The sequence below is a fragment of the Rhizobacter terrae genome (genome assembly GCF_003852895.1).
GTDB classification, from domain to species: domain Bacteria; phylum Pseudomonadota; class Gammaproteobacteria; order Burkholderiales; family Burkholderiaceae_C; genus Albitalea; species Albitalea terrae.
In genome coordinates this window covers 1-16848 of record NZ_QUSW01000010.1, presented here as the reverse complement: position 1 = coordinate 16848, position 16848 = coordinate 1, and the positions used below count along the sequence as shown (strand labels likewise).

Below are 16848 nucleotides of genomic sequence, written 5' to 3'. Positions count from 1 at the left end.
TCAGCAGAACTCCGGAACCACCGGCAGGTACAGCGCAGGACCGTCGTTGCCTGCGAACGGTGCATCGACGGAAGCGGGTGCATCCACGCCGTCGATCACCACGACTGCCGACAACTCCGGCAACTGCCAGGGGTCCAGCGTCAGGGTGGTGACCGCCTTGCCGGCGCCCGGCAGTTCGGTGAACACGCCATCCCTCTTCTCGAACACGCGCACCGGCGACACGCCGGCCACGCCGGCCACGCGTGCCACCACCACTTCGAGTTCGCGGTCGGTGAGCTTGCGGCCCAGCGGGTAGCCGCCATCGTTGGTCGCCGTCGCGGGCCACGGACCATCGACACCGTCGAGTCCGATCGGCAGCGACCAGAGGTACTTGCGCAGGGCGAGCCGCACGTCCGTCAGCACCTCTTCGCGCGCAAAGCCATCGCGGATCTGTACCGCCACCGAGATGCCGATCTCGCGGTACTCGCAGCCGATGACGTACAGCTCGGTGGCCAGCGGCCGCCGTTCGTTGAGGAAGGCGTGCACGGCTTCGAGCAAGGGCCGATCGGCGCGCGGCAGCGGCGCGGCGTATTCGGTGCTCACGCGCTGCGGCAGCACCATCACTGATACCGCGCCGGGCACGCCGGCATTGCGCTCGTGCGGCTTGAAGCGCGGCAGCACTTCCACGCGCGCCACCTGCACGCCGGGCGCCTCGCGGGCCAGCACACGGTAGTCCTCGGCCGTCACCGCGCGGTCGCGGTGCTGGAAGTAGGCGGGGATGCGGCGCTCGGCGGCGTCCAGCGTCTCCGCATCGCTGCCGCCTTGCAGCGCCAGCGGCTGGAAGAGGTCGATGGCCGGATCGGGCTTCTCTTTCGAGCCCTGCCGGTTGATGAGGCTGTCGAGCTTGCTCAGCGTGGCTGCAGGCAGGTTGCCCGCCACGCCGCCGCCCACGCGCAGGCCGGTGGCGACCACTCGACTGCCGGTGCTGGGTACGCGGCCATGCACGCCATCGCCGAAGCGGATGGTGCCGGCCTCGGGGTCGAGCTGGTAGGCACTGTCCAGCGGACCGGCCCGGCCCAGGTCGTCGATGGCCGACCACACGCGGCTGCCGCTCACCGGATCGTGCACGATGACCTGGAGCGTGGCCGGGTCGGCACTGCCTTGCGTGCTCACGCCCAGCTCGAAGGTCTGGTCGGAGCCGCCGTCGGACACACCGATGGCGCGGCCCGGCAACGCCTGCCGCTGCTCCACCTGCACCACGTTCACGCCGGCCCACGACAGCCGCAGGCTGGACAGCACGAAGCCGGGCTGCACGCGCAGCCGCAGCCAGGTGACGAGCTTGCTCGCGTCTTCGTCGCTTTCAAGCCGCGGCGGCGCATCGCCGACGCCGGCATGCAGGTTCTCGCGCGGGTCGTTCGAGGGGGCGCCGATGCGCTCGATGCCCGGCAGCGCCAGCCGCACGACACCGGAGCGCGTGAGGCCCTGCGTGCCGTCTTCCAGCGCATCCAGCGTGACGACGTCGGGCACTTCGGGCGTGGTCACATCGCTGCCGGTGCTCATCTCCCACACCAGCGGAATCGGGTTGCGGGTGGTGATGCCGTCGCCGCCTTCGGGCACATCGAGCGCGAGCGCGAGGCCCACGTTGATGGCGCGCGAGCTGTCTTCCGCATCGGCGGCCAGGGTCTGGCGTGCGTCTTCACGCTGCTTGGCGCTGGGCGCGAGCAGCGCGATCCACAGCGAGCCGTCCACCGTGGTCTCGATGATGTCCACGCCGGTGCTCAGGTCCTGCCCCGGCGCGAAGACCTCGGTGGTCACGTAGCCCAGCGGCGTGCCTTCGGTCGTGCGGTACACCGCCTGCAGGTCGGGCAGCAGCGCGTTGAAGTCGTCCTGCTCCTGCGCGCTCAGCTTGCGGCGGATGTAGGCCCGGCCCGCGAGCGGATACGCCGTGCAGAAGTTGAGGGTGGAGAACGGCACCGGCTTGTCGATGCTGGAGCCGGGCCGCACCTGCAGCGCCACCGCCGTCTTGTCGGCCTTCACCTTGAGCGACACCATGCCGCGTGCCGCGGTCGCGGGCTTGAGCGGCATGCCGAGCAGCCGCAGGTAAGCCAGCCGCTGCCGTTCGGGAATGAGGTTGGCGCGGTAGAGGATGGTGTCGCCCAGCCAGGCGAACAGGTCGATGAGCGTGCGGCCGGGGTCGCCGGGCCGCGGATGCGTCCATTCCGGCGTGTGCGCGGGAATGCGCGACAGCAGCTCGGCGACGAGGTCGTCGAAGCTGCGGTCGTCGAGGGCGGGGGGCCTAATGGGCATTGCGCGACTCCATCACCAGGGTGAGGCCCACACGTGCCGGTGCACCGGTGCGCTTGTGGCGATAGGCGATCTCCACACGCACGCCATCGGCCACGCCGGTGGCTGCATCGCTCACCGGGTCCACCGCGATGCCGTCGACCACGATGCGCGGCTCCCAGCGCTTCAAGGCATCGTCGATGAGGTCCTTGATGCGGCTGCGGGTGGCCACGGTGTTGGGCTCGGTGAGCAGGTTCTCCAGCCCCGCGCCGAAGCCCGGGCGCATGAGCTGTTCACCGGGCCGCGTGGACAGCAGCACCTGGATCAGCTCGCGCACGCTTTGCGCGAGGCTCGGGTAGTGCAGCTGGCCGTTCGCATCGGGCACCGGCAACAGGGGCCAGCCGATGGGTTCGGCGAAGTTCGCGAGGGTGGGCGTCGGCTTGATCACGCGCTACTCCTTGGCCTTCGGGATGGGAATGCAGATCTTCAGGAACGCCATCCACTGGAAGATCAGGTTGAACAGCGACAGGAAGATGTTCAAACAGATGAACGCGCACAAGGTGATGATGGGCAGCGAAAAGGAGCAGATCCACCCGAGGCCGATGCCCGGGTCGCCGCTGCCCTTGCCTTTCATCAGGTCGTCGGAGCTGCCTTTCAGCAGCTTCGCGAGCTTGGGCGGCAAGGCGAAAGCCACCGTCGGCTTGACCTTGCTCAACTGGTTGCGGTCCATGAGGTCCGGCAGCGGAATGACCGGCACCGGCGCGCCGGAGGATTCGAACCAGGGCGCGATCGTGAACTCATCGCTGTACTGCGACCACACGATGCGTCCGGGGCAGCCGTCGTGTTCCGGCTTGAGGCGGACGAAGGCGCGCACCACGAAGTGCGGCTCGACGCCATTGCGCCCGTTCTCGAAACGTCCGCTGGCCGGCAGCAGCTTGGCGAACTGCTGCTGCATGCACACCAGCGAGGCTTCGAAGATGGCGTTGCCAATCGCATCGCTCACCGCGCCCCAGCGGTTGGGAATGCTCACGCTGGCGCCGGGCACGGCGTCGAAGAACACGGCCTTCGCATCGAGCAGGAACTGCCAGGCGTTGCGCTTGTCGACGCGCGCAGGCTGGCCGTTGGCCGCCGGCACGTCGGTCTCGACCTGGAGCTGCTTGATGGCCGACTGCATGGCCAGCGCGCCGGTGCCGGTGCCGAAGGCGTCGTACTGGTTGTTGAGCTGAAGCAGCAGCAGGCCCAGGGACTGGTCCAGCGCGTTGTATTCGCTGCGGCTGAGCGCGGGCTGCGAGGGCGAGTCCACCGCGGTCTGCGAGGCGGTGTGGGCATTGTTGGTGCTGATGTTGCGCTGGGACGGCACGGGGAACGTGCGCGCGCCGCCGGGGAGCAGGTAGATCACCATGTCCGCCCGCAGGTTGTCGCGCTCCTCGCTGTCGGTGCCGAAGGCCGGTGCGTTGGGCGCCGCCTCGGTGAGTTCGCCGGACACCACCTTGAGGTTGCCGAACAGCAGCGTCTTGCCCGCGCCCTTGCACACGTCGGGCGGTGCGATGAACAGCGGCTGCACGTCTTCGCTCACGGGCACGGCAGAGGCAGCCAGCCGCGTCGAGCCTGCAGTGCGGATGCGCTGCTGGCTGGGTGCGAGTGCATCCAGCACCGGATGCCCGAGCGTCACCGCCTTGCCGCGCCGGTCCTGTGCAGGGTCGAGGTCTTCGTCCACCGCTTCCCAGCCGAACACCTTGGTGCCGGCCTTGAGCCAGGCGAGCTTGCGCGTACCGTCCACGCGGCGCAGCACGAAGCCGCTGCTCTCGATCTTCTTCGGCTCCAGGCGCGGCTGGCCGGGCACGTCGCAGAAGGCTTCCAGCACCAGCATGTTGAACACGCGCTGCAAGGGCGGGAACACACGCATGGTGCCGCTTTGCTTCGCCGGCGCTGCGGCCAGCACTGCGGTGTGCTGGTTCGCATCGGTGAGGTCATCGAGCAGGCCTTGCACGAACTCTTGGTCGCGCCGCTCGACGATCACCGGCTTCGCATCCAGCGCGCGCGAGCCATGGCGCAGGCCGGTGAGGTAGACCGGATGCACCAGTCCATGCGACAAGGCCTGCGGCGCGCGGATCGCGAGCGGCTTGGGGGGGCTTTGCACGAGTTGCGTCATGCCGGCCTCACCAGATGTTGCCCGCGCCGGGCGTGTAGGAGGTGGACACCACCGAGTTGGTGATGAGCGTGTCGCACTTCACCACGCCGGAGAACTGCGACATGGCCGCGTCCACCTTGACCATCCCGGCGCTCACCTCCACCTGCGCCGCCTGCACCTTCACCTTGGCCGCGGCTTCGATGGAGACACCCTGCGTGTCGATGGTCACGGTGTTGCCGGCGCACTCGATCTTCACCTTGCCGCCGGACTCGTCGGTCATGGTGAGCTTCACGCCCTGCGGCGTCTTGCATTCGATGGTGGCCGTGGCGTCGCTCTCTTCGATGATGGCGATGCGCGTGCCGGCCTTGCCGGTGATGGTCCAGCGATCGACCTTGCCGTTCAGGCTTTCGGGCGGCGAGGCGGAGCCGTTCCACAGGCCGCCCACCACCACCGGATGGCGTGCGTCGCCGTTGACGAAGACGACCAGTACCTCGTCGCCTTCTTGCGGGATGAAGAAGCCACCGCGCTTGTCGCCGGCGAAGGGGCTGGCCACGCGAGCCCACATCGCGACGTCGTTGCTGGTGTCCAGGGCGTAGAGCTCGACCTTGACCCGCGCCAGGTTCTGAGGATCGTTCACGTCGGTGACGCGGCCGAGGTAGGGCATCGCCAGCGCGTGCACCGGCACACCGAAGTCGTGGACAGGGAGCGTGTCTCGTCTCATGTCGTGCTCACGCCGGGTTGCCGAAGTACGCGCTCTCGGCGCATAGCTCCGTCTCGAAGCCACGCTTCATGTCGTAGCGGTGGGTGCAGGCCGTCACGTAGTACACGTTGTCGAAGCGCGGCGACACGTCGGCCAGCGTCACGTGCGTGCCCACGCGCAGCGAGGGATTGCCTTCGCAGCAGGCCTCCACGCGCACGAAGCGGCGCGCACGCTGCTCGAACTCGGCCTGCGCCAAGGCATCGGCTTCGGACTGCGTGAGCGCGAGACGGTGCGAGGTCTGCTGCACGCGTTCGCCGAACACCTGCTGCACCAGCTCCTTGCCCTGGCGCCCGCTGCCCGGCCCCACCGGCGCGCTGCTGCCGCTGCCCTCCACGGCCTGGCCCTGCGCGAAGTCGAAGCCGGTCACCTTCACTTCCGTGACCTGGTGGGTGAGATCGGCCACCACGCGGATCTTGTGCAGTTGGCTGTGCATGCGCAGCGTCACCTGGTTGCGCTGAACGTCCTTGCGGGCGGAGACCTGCAGCTCGGTGCCGCTGATCTGCATGTCGGCGCCGTGGCGCACCAGCAGCCGGCGCAGGAAGGCCAGGTCGCTCTCGTCGAACTGCACCTCGACGACCGAGGTGTCCGACAGGCCGGTGATGGTCGGCGTGAGGCCCATGCGGCCCGCCACCTCACGGGCGATGTCGGCCACCGACTTGTTGTCGTACACGGCGATGCGCCGCGTCATGCGCGCCTTCTGCGCCTTGTCTTCGGCCTGCACGAGGAGCCGCGGCGGGCCTTCGCTGTCGAAGGCGAACTCGATGGCGCTGATGGTGCCGGAGAAGATCTCCGTGGGCGCCGCCGCCTCGCCGGCATAGACCTTCAGCGCCGCGCCGAGCTTGAGCACCTGCTCGTCCTCGAAGGCCGGGCCCACCTGGCCGTCTTCCTTGGCGGTGAAGTTGACGAACGCGATCTCGATGGACGAGAGCCCGCCTTCCTGCTCGCGCATCACCAGCGACTGCATGAGGCCGGACGCCATGTCGTTGTCCTGCCCGTCGATGCGCAGCGTTGGGCGTGCCGAGTAGAACGCCAGGTTGGAGAGATTCATCTCGCCCATCACGGTCCTCTCAGTCGGCGGCCAGGCGCTCGATGCGCCAGGCCTCGCGGCTCAGGGCGGCGTGCAATGCGCGCTCGTCCACTTCGCTGCCGCCCTTGCCGTCGCCCGATGAGGACGACGGCGGGTTGGCGGGCTGGGGCTGCGCCTGCACTTCCAGTTCTTCGATGACGACGGCCACGGTGGTCCTTTCCTCAATCGAACTTGATGCGGGCGCTGACGCCCATGTCGGCCTTCATGCCGGAGGAACTTGCGCTCACGGCCTTGCCGCCGAGGGCGAATTCGCTGCCGACGGCCACGGATGGCGTGCGCGGCGGGGCCTGCAATGCGGAGGCATCGAGGCGGACGCTGGTGGGGGTCTTGCTGACGCCGAGACCCGCAAAGGCCTGCATGCTCGACGCGCCGGCCGAGGCTCCGATGCCGACACCGACACCGACGCCGACTCCGGCGCCTGCCGAGAACCCGACACCAGCACTCGCGCCGATGCCCACGCCGCCGCCAATGCCGACGCCGCCACCGATGCCCACACCGCCACCGATCCCGATGCCTGCACTGGCGCCGATGCCGCCACCGATCCCCACGCCCGCCGATGCGCCGGTGGAAAAACTCACCGCCGCCTTCAATTCAATGCCCCCGCCCGCCACCGCCGCCACGCCCACGCCGGGGTTGCGCATGCTTTCGAAGCCGTTGGCCGCCGCCAGCGCGCGCCCTGCACCGGGGTTGCCGCCCTGCGAGGCCATGCCGCTGGTGCCGCGTCCGCTCATCGGCGCAAGGCTCACGTCGCTGCCGGCCGCGGCCGACGCATCGGGATGGCCCGGCGGCAGCGCCGCGAACACATCCTTCGGGTCCTGGGACGACAGGCCGATCTTCAGCGTCGAGCGCAACGGCACGCCTTCGGACGAGAAGAAGTCCAGGTTCTCCTTGAACGACTCGACGATGCCCTTGAACAGGAAGGTGCCCCAGCGGAAGCCCACCAGCGGCGGCGCCTGGTCCTTGTTGGTGGACTTGTCGCCCGGGTTCAGGAACTGCTTGATCTTGTCCGTCTCCGAGCGCACGTCGCCACCGTCGTGGGTGCTGTCGAAGGTGAGGTCGAACTCCAGCTTGGCCGTGGTCTGGGCGACGAACTGCTTGGCGTTCGCGTCGCGGCCCTTCTTCTCCAGCGTGTTCTGCACCGAGTACGACAGGCTGGTCGGGTTGAACTGCACCAGCACCGCATCGGGGCTGTCGGCATTCGGCTCCTGGCTCGGGTTGGCCTGGTTGACCTTGTAGAGCTTCGCCTTGTGTTCGTCAGGAATGCGCATGTCACACCGCCTCGAAGAAGAGGCCTTCGTGGGCCAGGTGGATTTCCTCGATGCCGACGTCGCTCGCCCGGCCGTTGAAATCCGCCGCCTTGAACTTCACCGGCATCGCGCGCTCCAGCCGCCACTTCAGGCGCGGCGTGCCGTCGATGTCCAGCATCGTGATGCGCACCGTCAGCCGGTGCGCGAAGGCACCGTTGGTTCGCGTGTTGCCGTCGGTCGTGCCGCCGCCGCTGAACAGGCCCCACCAGTTCCACAGGTCGCGTTCGGCCGTCATGCCACGCTTGAGCACCACGGTCGCGAAGCTCACCTGCCCTGCGCGCTGGTGGGCGCCGTAGTTGGCGCCGCCTTCCTTGATGGTCTTGCCCTCCATCGAGGCTTCCAGCCCGGTCACTTCGGCGAAGGCACCCTCGCACAAGGGCTCGTCGCCGCTGGCGCCGGTGCCGCCGCCGCGCGCGGCGATGGGCTCGCGCGTGAAGGCCACGTTGAAGCGGAAGCCGAACAGCGGCGGGTCGAAATCGTCGTTGGCGTCAGGCATGGCGATCTCGTTCAGGCGGCGTTGGCGAAGGCCGAGGCCGGACCGGCGTCGCGCAGGTTCAGCACGACGACGATGCGCTGGATGGGTTGCGCGGGCTGGATCTCGATCTGCGCGATCAGGCGGCCCGCGTCGATGTCGTTCTGCTGCATGGTGTCGCGTCCGCAGCGCACCGCGAAAGGCACGCCGTCGGTGGACAGGGCGCCAGCCGTCAACAGCACGCGCATCAGGTCTGACAAGCGCTCTCGCACACGCGCCCACAGCCGCTCGCCGTTGGGCTCGAAGCTCAGGTCATTGCCGGCGTCGCGCGAGGCCTGGATGACGACGTTGATCAGGCGCCGCACCGCGGCCTGGCGGGTGCGCGGGTCGTCGGAGCAGGTCACGTCGGACAGCAACTGCGGGCCGCGCGGCGTCGGGCCCAGCAGGCACACGCGTTCGGCCAGGGTGAGTGAACCGAGCGGCGTCCACACCGCCTGCTGCGTGGCCTGCGTCCAGGGCATCAGCGGCTCGCTGTCCTGGAAGCGGTGCAGGTCGCGCGTGGCGGCGGAACGGTACGAGCCGCGTTCCAGCGCGCTGCGCGCCAGCACGCCGGCCAGCGTGCCTTCGGGTGCCTCGGCGCCGCCTTGTGCATCGGCGCTGTCGCCCGTCCTGATCCACGGGTAGGCCAGTTGCAGGCGGTCGCTCAGCAGGTTGCCGATGCCATCGGTGGCCGGTTGAATCCAGCCGGCTGTCTCGGCCATCCAGGCGATCCACCCGGCCGGGGGCGGCAGGTCGGTCGCGTCACTCAGCAGCGGCAATGAGGCCAGAAACTGCACGTCGCGGCGGTGGAAGGCACGGCCGGCGTTGTCCATCAGCGCCAGTGCACGCAGTTGCAACTGCCGCCACAGCTCGAGCCCCACCGCGTCCAGGCGGGGCGGCGGCAGGCGGCGGCCCACTGGCAGGCTGTCGGGCGGCGCTTCCTGAACGCACTCGACAAAGCGTTCATCCGCAGCCACCACCTCGGCCGGCGGCACGGTGGAGGGCACCGGTCGCGCGCAGGCGTCGATGAGGTCGGGCAGCAGCGCGAAGCTCACGTCGGCGAGCCCGTAGACATGCTCCAGCCCCACCCAGTCCGAGGCCGACAGGGCCACGGGCTGCGCATTGCCGCGCAGGCCTTTCATGTCGCCGGCGTCCACAAGGCGGCGGATGCCGGGAAGCTGCGGGCAGCGGTCCACGTCGTCGTCGAACACGGTCGGATCACTCGGCCCCGTCGGCTCAGGGAAGCAAGCCGAGAAACGGCCGATGCGCGTGTCGAACACGTCGCTCGGATCGCCGCTGCGAACCACGTAGCACCGCCGCCCGCCTTCACCGAAGAAGGCACGGACCGCCACGCCCAGCGCCGTCGCCAGCACGGGGTCGTCGCTTCGGATGATGCGGTCGCGGATGCCGCGCTGGTCCCATGCAAAGAGCGCGTCGAAGGTGTCGAAGCTCTCGATGGGCACCGGCAGGTTGTGCAGGCGTTGGATGCGCAGCCAGGCAGCGAACTCGTCGGTGCCGAGGACGCCGCGCGGCTGGAAGCCCCGCCGGCGCAGGTCGTCGATGAGCGCATCGGGCACCGGTGTCAGCGTGCGGCAGGCCTTCAGCAGGTCCGCGAACACGAGCTTGCTGGTGGTGCCGCCCGTCTGCGTCGCGAGGAAGTCCGACAGCGTCGTCTTCTCTTCGCCGGCGGCCTGCGCCACCAGGGTGTCCACGAAGCGCGTGCCCGAAGCCAGCGACACCCGCAGCTGCCCCACCGGCACGCCGCCCACGCGGTCGATGCGGTGGGCCACCAGCCAGCGGGCCAGCACGTTGGGCATCACCTGCACATCGTCGGGAACGGGCACGCGGCGGCGCGCGACCGTTCCGATCAGGCAGGCGATGTCCGTGCGCAACGGGTGGGCCGACGCAGGCGGCGCCACCTCGAAGCTCAGGCCGAGTCGCGGGCGGGTGGTGGACATGGTGGTCTAGGCCAGTGTGGTCAAACTCATTCGACCAGGTAGCCCTCGCAGGAGAGCACCAGCTCTTCCATCGCCACGTCGCCGCCGCCCTTGCCGGCCAGCGTGGGGCCGGTGTACTTCATCGGCATCGCACCCTGCAGGCGCCAGGTGGCGACGGGGCCGCTGCGGGCCTCGTCCTGCAGGTGGATGACGACCGTGCGCTTGGCCTTGTAGCCGTCGGTGCGGGTCTGCTTGATCCAGTCGAACAGGTCCTTGCTGCCCATGAGGCCGCGCTTGAAGGTCACGTCGCCGACCTTGTGCACGCCGGGGATCTTGCGCACGTGGTTCTCCGCATCGTTGCCGTTGCGGTACTCGGCCACCGTCATTTCCGTGACCAGGCCCGACACGTCGGAGAAGCCGGCGACCACGCCGGTGCCGAGGTCCACCTGGAAGTTGAAGGCACCGTAGGGGGTGTCGCGTTGAATCATCTGTGTGCTCCTTCAGCAGATCAGCTCTTGGCGTCGGCCGTCTTCTGGCCGATGCGGAAGATGACGAACTCGGCCGGCTTGACCACCGCCACGCCGATGAGGCAGATGAGCTGGCCGTTGTCCAGGTTGTTCTGCGTCATGGTCGTGCGGTCGCAGCGCACGAAGAAGGCTTCTTCCGGCTTGGTGCCCAGCAGCGCGCCGCTGCGCCATTCGTTGTAGAGAAAGTCGCCGATGGTCCCGCGCACGTTGGCCCACAGCATCTCGCCGTTGGGCTCGAACACCGCCCACTGCGTGCCGCGGTCGATGCTCGCGCCCAGGTAGTTGAAGTAGCGCCGCACGTTGAGGTACTTCCACTCCGGGTCGCTGGAGATGGTGCGTGCACCCCACACCCGCAGGCCGCGCCCGTCCAGCGCGCGCAGGCAGTTCACGCCGATGGGGTTGAGCAGCTCCTGCTGGCCGAAGTTGACCGACGGCTCGAAGCGAAGCGCACCTCGCACCACTTCATTGGCCGGCGCCTTGAACACGCCGCGCTCGATGTCGTTGCGCGCATAGATGCCGCACACGTGGCCCGAGGGCGGCAGCGCGATCTCCACCGGCTGCGTGCTGTTGGGGCCTGCCAGCGGGTTGGCGCTGATGATCCACGGGTAGTAAAGCGCTGCACGGGTGGAGTCCACCGCGCCGCGCAGGTCGCGCATCTGGTTCGGCGTGACATCGGGTGGCGAGTCGAGCACCGCCATGCGGTAGCGGCGCGGGTCGGCCACGTGCGTGATCAGCGCGTCCTGGATGGCGCGGTAAGTCGAGCCGCTGGCCACGTCGAAGAACGCGGAGTAGCCCGGGCAGGCAACGACGGACACATCGTCGAGCGCGACGAAGAACGACAGCGCATCGGCGTACTCGTTGGAGTCCGGCGCGCTGCCGTCGGTACCGCCACTGAGCGTGTAGGTCTTGCTCGGCTCGCTGCCATCGCTGGCGAGCTTGCCGCCGCCGAAGGCTGCGAGCAGGTCCTCGGCCTTCACCGCTGCGCCGCTGAACTTGAGCGCGATGCCCTGCGCGAGCTGGTCGGCGCGCTTGCTGGGTTTGTCGGCCAGCCGGCTGCCGATGTATTGCGGATGCTCGCTGCCCAGCGTGAGGCCTTCGTAGACCACGCGCGTGCCGGCGGTGGTGTCCACCGCCACGTCGAAGGTCAGCGCCACGGCGGTGAACTTCTCGGCATCGAAGTCGGCCGGCAAGGTGGTGATGCTCGGCGACGGCGCGGGCGCGGGTCCCGGCGCAGGTGCGGGGGCAGGCCCGGGGGCGGGTGCCGGCGGCGGTGGTGGCGCGGCGGCATCGGCCACCTTGTTCCACGCGCCCGTGGTCTTGGCCCACAGGCCGACCAGCGTGGCGTCCTTGTCCTTCAGGTGCACGCGCACCACCGTGCCGTCGGGCGCGATCTCTAGGCCCTTCTTGCCGATGGGCGTGGCGACCTGGTTCACCGCGATGGTGGCGCCGTTGTAGTGCGTGCCGGCAAAGCGGGCCTCGAACCAGGCGCGCGGGCTGGGTGATGGTGCCGGCGCGGGGCCTGGGGCAGGCGCCGGTCCGGGTGCGGGGGCGGGTCCTGGCGCGGGCGCAGGGGCCGGCGCGGCTGCCGCCACCACCGGCGTGCCCGATGCCGTGGCCGCCTTGGCATCGTCAGTCAGCGCGCGGCTCACGTACAGCCGGCCGCCGCCGTTGTTGAAGAAGGCCTGCGCCGCATGCGCGATGTAGTTGCGGTTGTGCACCGCGTTCGTGTCGCCGTCGAAAGCCAGGTCTTCGACGCCGCCGTAGATGCGTTCGAAGTCCGCGAAGCTGGTCAGCAGTTCGGGCGAGACGCCGCTGGGCCCCTTGCGCGTGGGCCCGGCGAACGCGCAGGTGCTGGTCCCCACGCCCTCGATGGATTTGGATCGGAAGCTGACTTCCTCGACGTAGACACCTGGTGCAAGATATTCAGGCACGGTTCACCTCCTAGTGGATCGATCGGCTAGGTCCAAGACACCTTCGCCAGGGAACGCCGGCTCGTCCCGGCGGAGAGAAGCTGTTCGCCGGCGTCCACCGCGGTCACGGCAGGGTCGGGATCGGCAGGAACCATCGCGGCCAGTCGGTCCAGCACGCGCTTGGGATCGGGAATCGGGATGGACGGGTCGGTACTGCGGCGCACCACGTCCTTGTCCAGCACCAGCCGCAACGCCACCTTGAACTCGCGGGTGAGGCCGGCGGGGCCGGGGTCGGGCAGCATGGGCGGTGCGCCGGCGATGACGACCAGCGCTTCGCCGTTGAAGTCGGTCATGGTCCGCTGCACGGTCAGGCCCGTGACGGCCGGCGTCGCTTCGACCAGCACGTTCGCCAGGCCCACCTCCGGGCCGGCGGCATCGACCACCACGCGCAGGCGCATTGCCGCCCAGGTGCCGCGCAGCGTGAGCGATGCCGCGGGGCTCAGGCGGACCTGCACCGGCTTGACGGCGTTGTCCGCATCCGTCACCGGCGAGGTGGGCGTGCGCAGCAGGCGAGGCAGCGCGACGGTGAAGCCGCGCGGCAGGTAGCGGCGCTCGGGGTCCTGCACCGTCATCGCCACGTCCGTGCGCGGCGGATTGGCCGGTGCGTCGTCGAAGGCGCGGGTGTAGTCGTCGTGGCCGTCGAAGGTGCGGATGACGTAGAAGCCGCTCTGGCTGCGCATCAGGCCCACGCCGGGCGCCTGCACGGTCAGCGGCGCCAGCACACGGGCTTCGGTCACGTCATCGACGAACTCGATGGCACCGAAGACGCGGCGGTCGATGGTCTCGATCATTGCGCACCCTCCGCCACCTCGGCCACGTCGTCGTCCAGCGCGAAGCGGGTGGCGACCACGCGCTCGGCGTCGGGCTGCGACTCGATGTCGATCATCACGTTGCGCGCCACGTAGCCCAGCGAGGGACGCAGCGGCGGCACCAGCACCTGCCAGAGCTTGCTCAGGTCATCGAGCGTAAGCTCCTCGGGGAACATAGTGACGAGGTCGTTGACGCCGAAGCCGCCGACGTCCGCGAACATGCTCTTGTCCATCACCGGGCGCATGTGCAGCTCGCGCAGCGTCCAGGCGATGAGGCTTTGCTCCTTCAGCGCCGAATCGGCCCACACCGTGATGAGCATGTGCAGGTTGACGGTGAGCGGGCATGGCTTGCCCGTGGGCAGCATGGGCGGCGGCCGGTTGCGCAGGTGCTCGTTGTGGGAGATGCGGTACAGCACGATGCTGACCTTGGGGTCCGACCCGTCCAGCTTCTTGAAGTCCGAGATGCCCAGCGGCTCGAACTTGCACGTCACCCCCGCCAGCGGGCGCAGCTGGTAGGCACGCGACAGCACCTGCGCGATGCCGCTGGTGATGGCGTGGATGGCGGAGGCGGTGGCCATCTCAGTGCACCTGCGGCGGGCCTTGCGTCGGCGAGCCCGAAGGCATCACCGACTGCGGGTCATCGGCCAGCGCGTCGAGCTTCGCGTCGAGGGCGTCGTCCGCGCTGGCGCGGCGGTAGCGCACGCGTCCGTCGGCCGCATGCAGGGCCTCGACCACGCCGCAGGCCGACATCCAGCCCAGCGCGCCTTCCACCAGCGTTGCCGGTACGGGCTGCGGGTCCACGTCGATCCACCAGCGCGCGATACCCTCGGACGTGTCGCATGCGTCCGGGTGCTGGCGCCAGTAGCGTGATAAGTGCGAAACGATGGTCATGACGTCGGGATCGATGGGCATACCTGCCCCCTCGGATGTCGTGACCTTCTATGCGCAAGGGCGGTGCCAGCGCGTGGTGCGATTGCAAGTGCTTGTCGGGATTGGGGTTTGTGGGTTCTAGGGATGAGGTGGAGGTGGATGGATTTGTCTCAGCTCGTTGGGACCATGACCGGGCTGCAGGGCGCGTGGATGCTGGGTTTGAGGGGTGGGATGGATTTGTCCTGGTGGGTGAGTGCCGGGTCTCAGGGATTGCGTGATGTCGACGGTCGTACGTTCTGAGCAAGCACGCGGGGCTCGCCGAAAGGAGGGGTGTCCGCCGCGGGTATCGCCTCGATCAATGCCGTTGCTCGAGGCCGAGAGGTCAAGCCAAAGAAAGTCGCTATCCGCGGGATTTTGGGCGGTCTAAACTGCTGGCGGTCTCGTCCGACGGGACGGGGTTAGTAGGCCGCCAGAGAGAAAGAAGAGGATGATTGCGATGGACGAAACGACGCACGTTAGGCCGATGTCGAGGGGACTCCTCGTTCGGCCTATTTAACGTTAGGCGGCAAGAATTCGTTGCGTCACTACACTAGTTCGATGAAAGACCTTGTCAAGAACCCGATCGGGATCGTCGCCCTGTTCATTTCGCTGATCTACGGATTCGCGAACCTGCTGCTCGGCACCACCGCAGGCACACTGACGCCGGATGAGCGATACCCGCTGATCATCTTCATCACGGTGTTCCCCCTCGTCGTGTTGGGTGTCTTCTACCTGCTGGTCTCACGACACCATGGCAAGCTCTATGCACCGGGTGATTTCAAGGATGACAAGTCCTTCCTCCGCACCCTGTCCAAAGAAGAAGTCGAACGCAAGCTTCAACAGGAAGTCACAGAAGCAGCCCTGCCGGCAGTTGTTTCCGACGCGGACCCTCGACCGGCTCCAGTGCGTGCGGTCACGCATGACGCCGCCTCTCCGGCAGTACAGCAGCTGGTTGATGAAACGGCGAGATTGGAGACTGCGGTCGTTCAACAACTCGAGAAGGAGTACGGAAAGCCTGCGGTGCGAGATGTGGAAATTGCCTCCACCGGCGTGAGCTTCGACGCCCTATTGAAGGACGAGCCAAAGCTCACGTTCGCTGAGGTCAAGGTTCTGCGGAATCCGCTATTGAATATGAGCCTACTTGACAGGGTCCTCTACAACGCCTTGCTCGCTGACCGCTTCATGAATGGGAAGTTCAAGTTGGTACTGGTGATCGTCTACCACTTTGACAAAGGCGAGCTTCCGCGGATAGAGAGAACTTGGCGAAGAAAGGTAGAACGCTGCCCAGCCGAAATCGAGCTTCGCTTTCTTGCCGCGAGTGAGCTTGCCGCCTAACCCTTCCATCGAGCGGACGTGGCAACGGCGGGCAACGTTCGGCTGTCTTCGGAGCAGCCGTGCCGCCGTTGTCCGCCCTTTACCTTCAACGTTAGCCCCTCCCTGACTCCATGCAGCAACAAGCCCGCTCCTTCGCTATCCACGCTCATGCCGAGCAGAAGTACGGTGATTACCCATACTCGTTTCACCTCGATGCTGTGGCAGCCCTGGCGGCACCCTATGGTGAAGAGGCAGTTGTTGTCGCATATCTCCACGACACGGCCGAAGACACAGAGGCGACCATTGCGGAAATCGAACACAAGTTCGGTCCAAAGATCGCAGCCTGCGTGAGCTTGCTCACCGACGAGCCCGGCGCCAACCGGAAAGAACGAAAAGCCAAGACGTATGCCAAGCTGGCTCAGGTGCATGGGCCAAATGAACTTGCGCTGGTGGTCAAGGCAGCAGATCGGCTGGCAAACGTCCGTGCTTGCCTCGCTGACCGCAAGGAAAGCCTGTGGCAGCTCTATCGGAGCGAGCACAAGGCTTTCAGAACTTCGGCCTACAGGGTGGGGCTCTGCGACCCGCTGTGGGTCGAGCTGGATTCGTTACTTTCTGAAGGTGCCTTCGATGCAAAGGTCTAACCCTTCCATCGAGCGGACGGTTTCCAGCGGGCTGCGCCCGCCTCCAACCGCCGCTCATGTCAAACGTTAGGCGCCAATGATCGAGACTCCATCTGTACACGTGCTTCTCATCAACGGCGAGTCGGTAGGTGAGTTACGCTACGACGCCCCCGAGCAGCCCTGGTTTGTAGGAAGCTTCTTGCCGCTGCCAGGCTATGCCAAGTACGAGGCGCTGCTCATCGCCTCATCGATGGCTCCTTCCGAAAGGCAATGGATTGACGCGCGCGCGAGGCTGGAACTCCTGAAGCTGCAGGTTCGCTTGCCAGATGGAAACGTGAAGACCTTGAATAGAACGCTCTTTCAGTTGCGAGGTGGAAGTAGATTTGCACATCGGATGTGCGCTGAAGACTTCCTCAGCGTCTACAAGCAAGAAATCAAGGAATATCTATGGGTTGAGCGCCGGCCACTAAAGTTATTGATCCCGTGCTATAGGTTCGCTCGACTGCATGCCTCCTTGATGCTTGAGGCTATTCAGCGGAGGCTTAATGGCAATCAAGCTTGGTAGCCTGTCGCCTAACCCTTCCATCGAGCGGACGTGGAGCTTGTCTCGGTTTCGTTGACACTTCCACCTAACAGAGGAAGTGTTCAGTGGGTACTCCCGGACCTCAGAAGATCAATCGTTACGGCGTCGCCTTCAAGTTGAA

17 protein-coding genes are annotated in these 16848 nt (G+C 67.4%); 3 read left to right on the top strand and 14 right to left on the bottom strand.

The window, feature by feature from the left end; all coding sequences use genetic code 11:
• From DZC73_RS26580 to DZC73_RS26520, 14 genes are read right to left on the bottom strand one after another with little or no spacing between them, the layout of a single operon-like run.
• The gene (locus tag DZC73_RS26580; RefSeq protein WP_124543419.1) at nt 1-2286 is read right to left on the bottom strand and encodes a putative baseplate assembly protein; all 2286 of its coding nucleotides are present in this window, start codon (nt 2284-2286) and stop codon (nt 1-3) included.
• Complete coding sequence (locus DZC73_RS26575; RefSeq protein ID WP_235835301.1) at nt 2276-2710, bottom strand: GPW/gp25 family protein; 435 nt, start codon at nt 2708-2710, stop codon at nt 2276-2278. The genes DZC73_RS26580 and DZC73_RS26575 overlap by 11 nt, the downstream gene beginning before the upstream one ends.
• Nucleotides 2711-2713: 3 nt before the next feature.
• Nucleotides 2714-4414 carry a hypothetical protein gene (locus DZC73_RS26570; protein WP_124543418.1) on the bottom strand — a complete coding sequence of 567 codons (1701 nt, stop codon included), beginning with the start codon at nt 4412-4414 and terminating at the stop codon, nt 2714-2716.
• Nucleotides 4415-4421: 7 nt separating this feature from the next.
• The gene (locus DZC73_RS26565) at nt 4422-5114 is read right to left on the bottom strand and encodes a phage baseplate assembly protein V (protein WP_124543417.1); all 693 of its coding nucleotides are present in this window, start codon (nt 5112-5114) and stop codon (nt 4422-4424) included.
• A 7-nt stretch (nt 5115-5121) separates the two neighbouring features.
• Nucleotides 5122-6201, bottom strand: a complete 1080-nt coding sequence (locus tag DZC73_RS26560) for a phage late control D family protein (RefSeq protein WP_161974761.1) — start codon at nt 6199-6201, stop codon at nt 5122-5124.
• Nucleotides 6202-6220: 19 nt separating this feature from the next.
• A complete protein-coding gene (locus tag DZC73_RS29845) occupies nt 6221-6388 on the bottom strand; it encodes a hypothetical protein (protein ID WP_161974760.1) in 168 nt (55 codons plus the stop codon).
• A gap of 13 nt (nt 6389-6401) precedes the next feature.
• Nucleotides 6402-7508: a CIS tube protein gene (locus DZC73_RS26555; protein WP_124543415.1), complete on the bottom strand. Its 1107-nt coding sequence runs from the start codon at nt 7506-7508 to the stop codon at nt 6402-6404.
• A gap of 1 nt (nt 7509) precedes the next feature.
• Nucleotides 7510-8043: a phage tail protein gene (locus DZC73_RS26550; RefSeq protein ID WP_124543414.1), complete on the bottom strand. Its 534-nt coding sequence runs from the start codon at nt 8041-8043 to the stop codon at nt 7510-7512.
• Nucleotides 8044-8054: 11 nt separating this feature from the next.
• On the bottom strand, nt 8055-10016 hold the full coding sequence (locus tag DZC73_RS26545; protein ID WP_124543413.1) for a phage tail sheath C-terminal domain-containing protein: 1962 nt from the start codon (nt 10014-10016) through the stop codon (nt 8055-8057).
• 26 nt (nt 10017-10042) lie between these two features.
• A complete protein-coding gene (locus DZC73_RS26540; protein ID WP_124543412.1) occupies nt 10043-10483 on the bottom strand; it encodes a phage tail protein in 441 nt (146 codons plus the stop codon).
• A 20-nt stretch (nt 10484-10503) separates the two neighbouring features.
• Entirely contained in the window at nt 10504-12453 is a 1950-nt protein-coding gene (locus DZC73_RS26535) for a phage tail sheath family protein (RefSeq protein ID WP_124543411.1), read from the bottom strand.
• Nucleotides 12454-12479: 26 nt separating this feature from the next.
• Nucleotides 12480-13283 (bottom strand): hypothetical protein, encoded by an 804-nt coding sequence (locus DZC73_RS26530; protein WP_124543410.1) that lies wholly within the window; start codon nt 13281-13283, stop codon nt 12480-12482.
• Nucleotides 13280-13879, bottom strand: a complete 600-nt coding sequence (locus DZC73_RS26525) for a DUF4255 domain-containing protein (RefSeq protein WP_124543409.1) — start codon at nt 13877-13879, stop codon at nt 13280-13282. The genes DZC73_RS26530 and DZC73_RS26525 overlap by 4 nt, the downstream gene beginning before the upstream one ends.
• 1 nt (nt 13880) lies before the next feature.
• Nucleotides 13881-14192 (bottom strand): hypothetical protein, encoded by a 312-nt coding sequence (locus DZC73_RS26520; RefSeq protein WP_124543408.1) that lies wholly within the window; start codon nt 14190-14192, stop codon nt 13881-13883.
• A gap of 576 nt (nt 14193-14768) precedes the next feature.
• Between DZC73_RS26520 and DZC73_RS26515 the strand changes: the two genes are divergently transcribed.
• The 3 genes from DZC73_RS26515 (at nt 14769) to DZC73_RS26505 (ending at nt 16709) form a co-directional block, all read left to right on the top strand.
• Nucleotides 14769-15545 carry a hypothetical protein gene (locus DZC73_RS26515; protein WP_124543407.1) on the top strand — a complete coding sequence of 259 codons (777 nt, stop codon included), beginning with the start codon at nt 14769-14771 and terminating at the stop codon, nt 15543-15545.
• 110 nt (nt 15546-15655) lie between these two features.
• The gene (locus DZC73_RS26510; RefSeq protein WP_124543406.1) at nt 15656-16165 is read left to right on the top strand and encodes an HD domain-containing protein; all 510 of its coding nucleotides are present in this window, start codon (nt 15656-15658) and stop codon (nt 16163-16165) included.
• Nucleotides 16166-16265: 100 nt separating this feature from the next.
• Nucleotides 16266-16709, top strand: coding sequence for a hypothetical protein (locus DZC73_RS26505; protein ID WP_124543405.1), 444 nt, complete (start codon nt 16266-16268; stop codon nt 16707-16709).
• Nucleotides 16710-16848: the final 139 nt, after the last annotated feature.